The sequence below is a fragment of the Ruegeria sp. CDSC025 genome (assembly GCF_059610805.1).
In genome coordinates, this window is record NZ_JBXWOJ010000012.1 from 109141 (window position 1) to 115692 (window position 6552).

General features: G+C 56.4%; 6 protein-coding genes and 1 pseudogene. All 7 read left to right on the plus strand.

Going from position 1 to position 6552, the window contains the following annotated elements:
- Positions 1 to 77 precede the first annotated feature (77 nt).
- The 7 genes and pseudogenes from AC2FH8_RS16180 to AC2FH8_RS16210 all read left to right on the plus strand — a co-directional run bounded on the left by AC2FH8_RS16180 (position 78) and on the right by AC2FH8_RS16210 (position 6473).
- Positions 78 to 923, plus strand: coding sequence for a carbohydrate ABC transporter permease (locus tag AC2FH8_RS16180; RefSeq protein ID WP_142640343.1), 846 nt, complete (start codon positions 78 to 80; stop codon positions 921 to 923).
- The gene (locus AC2FH8_RS16185; RefSeq protein WP_221929508.1) at positions 920 to 1756 is read left to right on the plus strand and encodes a carbohydrate ABC transporter permease; all 837 of its coding nucleotides are present in this window, start codon (positions 920 to 922) and stop codon (positions 1754 to 1756) included. Before AC2FH8_RS16180 ends, AC2FH8_RS16185 begins: the two co-directional genes overlap by 4 nt.
- A 23-nt stretch (positions 1757 to 1779) precedes the next feature.
- A complete protein-coding gene (locus AC2FH8_RS16190) occupies positions 1780 to 2820 on the plus strand; it encodes an ABC transporter ATP-binding protein (protein WP_281996149.1) in 1041 nt (346 codons plus the stop codon).
- A gap of 12 nt (positions 2821 to 2832) precedes the next feature.
- Complete coding sequence (locus AC2FH8_RS16195) at positions 2833 to 4110, plus strand: MGH1-like glycoside hydrolase domain-containing protein (protein ID WP_142640341.1); 1278 nt, start codon at positions 2833 to 2835, stop codon at positions 4108 to 4110.
- Positions 4107 to 4792: pseudogene (locus AC2FH8_RS16200) on the plus strand (D-lyxose/D-mannose family sugar isomerase). Before AC2FH8_RS16195 ends, AC2FH8_RS16200 begins: the two are co-directional and overlap by 4 nt.
- Positions 4780 to 5205: a GNAT family N-acetyltransferase gene (locus AC2FH8_RS16205; RefSeq protein WP_496690238.1), complete on the plus strand. Its 426-nt coding sequence runs from the start codon at positions 4780 to 4782 to the stop codon at positions 5203 to 5205. The pseudogene AC2FH8_RS16200 and the gene AC2FH8_RS16205 overlap by 13 nt, the downstream one beginning before the upstream one ends.
- Positions 5206 to 5222: 17 nt before the next feature.
- The gene (locus AC2FH8_RS16210; RefSeq protein WP_496690239.1) at positions 5223 to 6473 is read left to right on the plus strand and encodes a glycerate kinase type-2 family protein; all 1251 of its coding nucleotides are present in this window, start codon (positions 5223 to 5225) and stop codon (positions 6471 to 6473) included.
- Positions 6474 to 6552 lie beyond the last annotated feature (79 nt).

Below are 6552 nucleotides of genomic sequence, written 5' to 3' on the forward strand. Positions count from 1 at the left end.
GACCTTCCCTGACTGCCGGGCCGCCGAAGCTGTGGCCCGGCTCCCCCAGCAAAATCCCAATTTAAAGGAGTGGTCCGATGGAAGCGCGGCTTTTGCCCTATTTTCTGATCCTCCCGGTGACGCTATTTCTTTGCCTGTTTTTCCTCTATCCGTTTGCGCTGGTTGCGCAGCAGGCTTTTGGAACAGGGAACGGCTTTTCACTGGATAACTTTCGCGAGGTCGTGAGCTACTGGAAGTTCCCGATCTCGATGAAGAACACCTTTCTTCTGGCCGCGGCCGTGGTACCGATCCAGCTGGCGTTGTCACTTCTGATGGCCACGATGGTCACGAAAATGGAAAAGGGCCGTGATCTGGTTCTGTATATTTGGACCATTCCGCTGGGTATTTCTGATCTTGCCGCCGGTATCATCTGGCTGGCGATCTTCGAGCAGTCGGGTTTCCTGAACTCGATGATGGTCGGGCTTGGTGTCACTGACCAACCTGTAAGTTTGCTGAGTTATCAAACACCGTGGGTAGTGTTCCTGGCGATTATGCTTGCTGAGATTTGGCGCGCAACTGCGATCATGCTGGTGATCCTTGTGGCGGGCATCGGCCTGATCCCCAAGGAATACTACGAAGCTGCGGATGTGTTTGGCGCCTCGCGCTGGAAACAGTTCACGCGTATCACCCTGCCGCTATTGCGCCCGTCGCTGCAAACGGCCCTGGTCCTGCGCGTCATCCTGGCCTTCGAGGTCTTCGCCGTGGTTGCAGCTCTTGGGGGCACGATCTTCCCGGTGCTTATGGGCGAGATCTACGCCTATCAGTTTGACCTGCAAAATAGTGGGGCAGCAGCAGCGCTGGCGATCATCGTTCTGATTATCTCTATCGTCTTCACTCTGATCATCATGCGCGCTCTGCGCGTCCCGAAAGGAGCCACGATATGATGGCTGTAGCAGACGTCGTAGCCCCTGACACCCGCAAGGCGGGAAGGGGGCTTTACCGAGCAGGGGTGATCTTGCTGTGTGCCTGGGTGATTATACCGCTCTACCTGCTGTTCGTGAACACAATGTCCTCACCGGATACGGTGAACAGTTTCCCCAAGAGCTTCATCCCGGAGTTCAATATGGGATCCCTGGAATTCTTCATGGGGTTCCAGGGGATGCTGAGGGCGCTGTGGAACTCGGTTGTGGTGGCTTTGATGACGATGGTGATGTCCATCGCCATCGGAGCCCCCGCGGGCTACGCCCTATCGCGGTTCGACTTCCGTGGGAAAGAGCTGTTCCGGTTGCTGATCTTGCTGACACGGGCCTTTCCCTTGCCGCTTCTGGCACTGCCCTTGGCAGTTCTCTTCATCCGTACGGGCTTGGATGATACGGCTTTTGGTCTGGCGCTGGTTCACACAACGTTGGCGATCCCCTTCGCGGTGCTCATCACCTTTTCGCTTTTTTCAGGCATACCGCTTGAGCTGGAAGAGGCGGCTTGGACATTGGGCTGCACACGGCTGACTGCCTTTACCAAGGTGATCTTGCCCTTGGTACTTCCGGGGATCACGGCCTCGGCGATTTTCGCCTTTGTAATCTCGTGGAACGAAGTGTTCGCAGCCGCCGTGCTGACCATCGAAAACCGCACGTTGCCCGCATTCCTGTTGCAGACACTGGGCGAGGCCCCGTTGCACCTAAAATTTGCAGGCGGCTTCATCCTCGTGGTGCCTGCGCTGATTTTCATCTTCGCTGTGCGCAAATATCTCTTTGCCATGTGGGGCATCGCCAACCGCTGAGCGGTGGCTGAAAGGAAACTGTTATGGCTGAAATACAGATCAAAAACGTCGCCAAGAACTTTGGGTCCTACCAAGCTCTGCATGACATCAACCTTACCATCGCAGACCAGGAGTTCATGGTCCTTCTGGGGGCTTCGGGCTGTGGTAAATCTACGCTTTTGCGTATCATCGCCGGACTTGAGACAGCGACAACCGGCGAAGTCTGGATCGGTGGCCGCCGGGTGGATCACCTGTCGCCCAAAGATCGCGGCATCTCGATGGTATTCCAAAACTATGCGGTGTTTCCGCACCTAACTGTGTTCGAGAACATTGGCTTTGGGCTGCGGATGCAAAAACTGCCGGATGATGAGGTCAAGCGCCGGGTCGAACGCACCGCAGGTTTGATGCATATCGAGCAACTCCTAAAGCGCTATTCGGGCGAGTTGTCGGGCGGTCAGCGCCAGAGGGTTGCAGTTGCCCGTGCCTTGGCAATGGAGCCGGACGTGATCCTGATGGACGAACCGCTGTCGAACCTCGACGCGCTGTTGCGGATGGAAATGCGTGCTGAGCTGAAGGGTGTTCTGGCAGAAAGCAAGACCACTGCCATCTATGTGACCCACGATCAGGTCGAAGCCATGTCCATGGCTGACCGGATCAGCGTCATGCATCAGGGCAAGATTGTGCAGGCAGCCTCGCCCATCGAGGTGTATCGGGATCCAGCGGCCGAGTTTGTGGCCAGTTTCATCGGCAATCCGCCTATGAATTTCCTCCCCGCTGAAGCTGCGGGCTCTGGTCGCTGGACAGTTGCCGGGCAGAACTTTGACGGTCCTGCAAATGGCAAGGATCTGAAATGGGCCATTCGCCCGGAAGATTTGCGCATTGCAGATCAGGGGTTTGGAGCGCGAGCCAAGGTTGTTGAGCCTTTGGGCGCACATTTACTTGTGACTTGTGACGTGGACGGACACCAGTTCCGCGCAGTTCTGGACAGTGAGCTCAGCGTGAAACCTGGTGACGTACTTACGCTGGCACCGCAAGAGGGACGGGGGCGTTGGTTTGACTCCGAAACCACTCTGGCCGTCGCTTAAGGGAGAAACAGGATGAGCCAAGCTCTGATCGATCAGGCCCGAGGCGTCATGGAAGGAAATGATAGGGGCACCTACACCGTTCCTACCCATGGCCTCTATCCTTTCCAATGGAACTGGGACAGTGCTTTGTCCGCGCTTGGCTTTTCGCATTTCGACATGGATCGGGCTTGGGTCGAGGTCGAGACTCTTATGGCCCATCAGTGGGACGATGGTATGGTGCCACATATCATTTTCCACGAACCAGATGATGGATATTTCCCAGGTCCTAACGTCTGGCAAACAAGGCGAGATGTGCCCACGACTGGAATCACCCAGCCAGCGGTTGCGGGTTTTGCGTTGCGCAAGCTTTATGATCGAACTGAAGACAAAGCAGTCGCGCGCGAGCGTCTGGCCAAGCTCCTGCCCAAGGTCCATGCATGGCACAAATGGTTCTACCGCGACCGCGATCCCAAAAGCACGGGACTGGTCGCAATCATTCACCCGTGGGAGTCTGGCCGAGACAACTCTGTGGATTGGGATGAAGGGCTGGACGCCGTGCCGATCGAGGGTATCGCGCCATTTACGCGACGGGATACGACCCACGCCAACCCAGATCACCGCCCGTCGGACGAGCAATACAAGTGCTATATCTGGCTGGTCGAGTACTTCCGAGGGCTTGGATGGGATAATGCGAAGCTCCACGATGCCTCGCCATTTTGCCTCGTTGATCCAGGCTTTAACGGCATCCTGATACGGTCTTGCGACGATGTTGCGGATTTGGCCGAGTTCTTAGGCGATCCCTCGATGGCCTCTGAGGCCCGCGCGATGGCCACGAAGGGTCGTGCGGCACTGGAAAGCCTATGGAACCCGACGCTTGGGCAATACACGTGTTACAACCGCGCTGCTGGTCATCTGCAAGACACACCTTCGATTGGTGGGTTGCTCGCGGCAATTGCCGATGTCCCTCATGCGCGAGCTGATGCGCTCGCACGGCGGATCGCTTTGTTGGCTGAGCGATGCGGCTATCTGGTGCCCAGTCACGACCCAATAGATGGCGCTTTTGACAGCCTGCGCTATTGGCGCGGACCGACATGGTTAATCGTGAATTATTTGATTGCCGAAGGCCTAGGTCGGTCAGAGCAGGGGGCCATGGCGCAGCGTATCCTGGCTGACAGTTTGCGCCTCATCGAGAAAAGTGGCTTTGCAGAATACTATGACCCAAACAGCGGCGAGCCCTGTGGTGGTGGAGATTTTACCTGGACCGCTGCCATGGTGATCGAAATCCTCAAAAACCAAAAAGTGCCAGCATGAAGCGTTCGCGCATCAATGAGATCATGGCCCAAGCAGATGAGTTCATTTGCTCTCATGGCTTTGCTTTGCCGCCCTTCGCCTATTGGAGTCCAGAGGAATTCAAGGCTCGCAAAAGTGATGCGCGTCATGTGATTGACGCACGTTGCGGTTGGGACATCACTGATTACGGTGACGGTGATTATGACAGGATGGGCCTGTTCCTATTCACCCTGCGCAACGGGTTGCAGAGTGATTTAGCCAAGGGTGGCGGCATGTGTTACGCCGAGAAACTGTTGATTTCGAGGCGGGACCAGCTGTCGCCAATGCACACGCATGTTCTGAAAGCTGAGGATATCATCAATCGCGGTGGCGCAACTCTGATTGTTGAGCTTTTTGGCTCAGACGAGGCGGGTGGTTTTGCAGAGGATCGCGGCGGTGTGGTCTGGCTGGACGGCATCCGACATCGTTACCAACCGGGCGAGAAGCTGCGCCTGACACCTGGTGAAAGCGTCACGCTTCGTCCGGGTGATTGGCACGCGTTCTGGGCGAAGGAGGGGACGTGTTGATTGGTGAGGTCTCAACCATAAATGACGACGAGACCGACAACATCTTTCGTGAACCCATCGGCCGTTTTGCCGAGTTTGAGGAGGATGTTGCTCCGACGCATCTTTTGGTCAGCGACTATTCCAAATGGCTTGGCTGATTGATGAAATTTGTGATGACCAACTGGTGTTCGCGTTGGAACGCAATTTGTTGGACGAGCTGCGTTGCCAACAACCGCAAGGTGTTAACAGCACAATTCATTTGGTCTGCCAAACGGATGGCACGCTGAAGGGCGGGCTTCTGGGCACAACTTCTTATGGTTGGTTGTTGCTCAAAGTCTTGTGGGTGGCCCAGCCTTTCCGGCGTCAGGGGTTAGCACGCGCGTTGTTCGAGCGCGCTTCTACTTTGGCCGTAGCGAGGGGTTGTCACAACGTTTGGCTCGACACCTCTGATCCCAAGGCGCGCGAGATCTATCTGCGTTGGGGGTTTGTACAGTTTGGCAAGCTAGAAAACGGACCGAATCGTGGGCCGTCAGAACACAGCCGTTGGTTCTTACAACGGCCCATCGCCTGATCCGGAATAGGAAACCTATGATTGACCCCGCCAACAACCCTCGAAGCTTTCTGGAACACCTCTTTTCCACCGCCGTTGCTGTGGCCGACCCCATGCTCGTGGTGCCCCCACACTTGCCAAAGCGTCCAAAGGGGCGGCTGCTGGTGATAGGAGCAGGCAAGGCCAGTGCCCGCATGGCCGAAGCCGTTGAGGCCTACTATGGCCCTTGTGAGGGGCTCGTCATTACCCGTTATGGGTTTGCTCGACCGTGTAATGGTATCGAGATTGTCGAGGCGGCGCACCCAGTGCCGGACGCTGCGGGTGAAGCTGCAACGATCCGGATGTTGGAGATGGTTCAGGGTACGACTTCGGAGGATACGGTAATCGCCTTAATCTCGGGTGGGGGGTCTGCGTTGCTTTGTGCCCCGACAAAGGGCGTCACCCTCGCCGACAAAATCGCGCTCAATCAGGCGCTCTTGGCCTCTGGCGCACCGATCGGAGACATGAACATCGTCCGAAAACACCTGAGTCGCGTTAAAGGTGGACAACTGGCGGCGGCCTGTGCACCAGCACAGATGCTTAGCTTGCTGATTTCCGATGTGCCGGGTGATGATCCGGCGCTGATCGCCTCGGGCCCAACTGTGGGTGAAAAAAGCAGTGCAAAGGATGCAATCGATATCCTGAAGCACTACGGAATTACTGTATCAGAAGCGATGCTGTCTAATTCCAGCGTCATCCCTCCGGATGATCCCATCTTTTTGCGCGCAGAAACGCGCGTGATCGCTGCCCCGGTGCAATCCCTTGAGGCTGCTGCCGCGGAGGCTGAGGCCCAAGGCTGCAAGGTGCATCTTCTAGGAGATGCATTGGAAGGAGAAGCAAGAGTACTGGCAGCGCATCAAGCGGCGGAGGCCCTTTTGTTGCAGTCAACAATCAAGCGCCCGACCTTGCTGCTATCCGGTGGTGAATGCACCGTTACAAGGCGGGGAAACGGCATTGGAGGTCCCAATGCCGAATTCACGCTGGCCGCGGCATTGGCTCTGAACGGGGCGGCGGGCATTCACGTATTGGCTTGCGACACAGATGGCGTAGACGGTGCGGCAGAAGTGGCCGGTGCTTATGCAGGGCCCGATACGCTAGCACAAGCGTCCGGCAAAGGCGTCTCAGCCCGAGAAGCGCTGGACCGCAATGATGCCCACAGTTTCTTCGGTGCAATCGGAGGTCAAATCGTTCCAGGACCAACCCTTACAAACGTAAATGATTTTAGAGCGATTTTGATCCTTCCCAAGTGATTCAATCCCTAGGTTCTGGACCTATTAATTTGGTTGCCGTCATCCCGCCTGCGTGATTCATACCCGTGAGTTTCAGGGG

Coding starts and splice junctions, on each gene's coding strand:
- AC2FH8_RS16180 (WP_142640343.1), top strand. CDS start 78: ATGGAAGCGCGGCTTTTGCCCTATTTTCTGATCCTCCCGGTGACGCTA.
- AC2FH8_RS16185 (WP_221929508.1), top strand. CDS start 920: ATGATGGCTGTAGCAGACGTCGTAGCCCCTGACACCCGCAAGGCGGGA.
- AC2FH8_RS16190 (WP_281996149.1), top strand. CDS start 1,780: ATGGCTGAAATACAGATCAAAAACGTCGCCAAGAACTTTGGGTCCTAC.
- AC2FH8_RS16195 (WP_142640341.1), top strand. CDS start 2,833: ATGAGCCAAGCTCTGATCGATCAGGCCCGAGGCGTCATGGAAGGAAAT.
- AC2FH8_RS16205 (WP_496690238.1), top strand. CDS start 4,780: ATGGCTTGGCTGATTGATGAAATTTGTGATGACCAACTGGTGTTCGCG.
- AC2FH8_RS16210 (WP_496690239.1), top strand. CDS start 5,223: ATGATTGACCCCGCCAACAACCCTCGAAGCTTTCTGGAACACCTCTTT.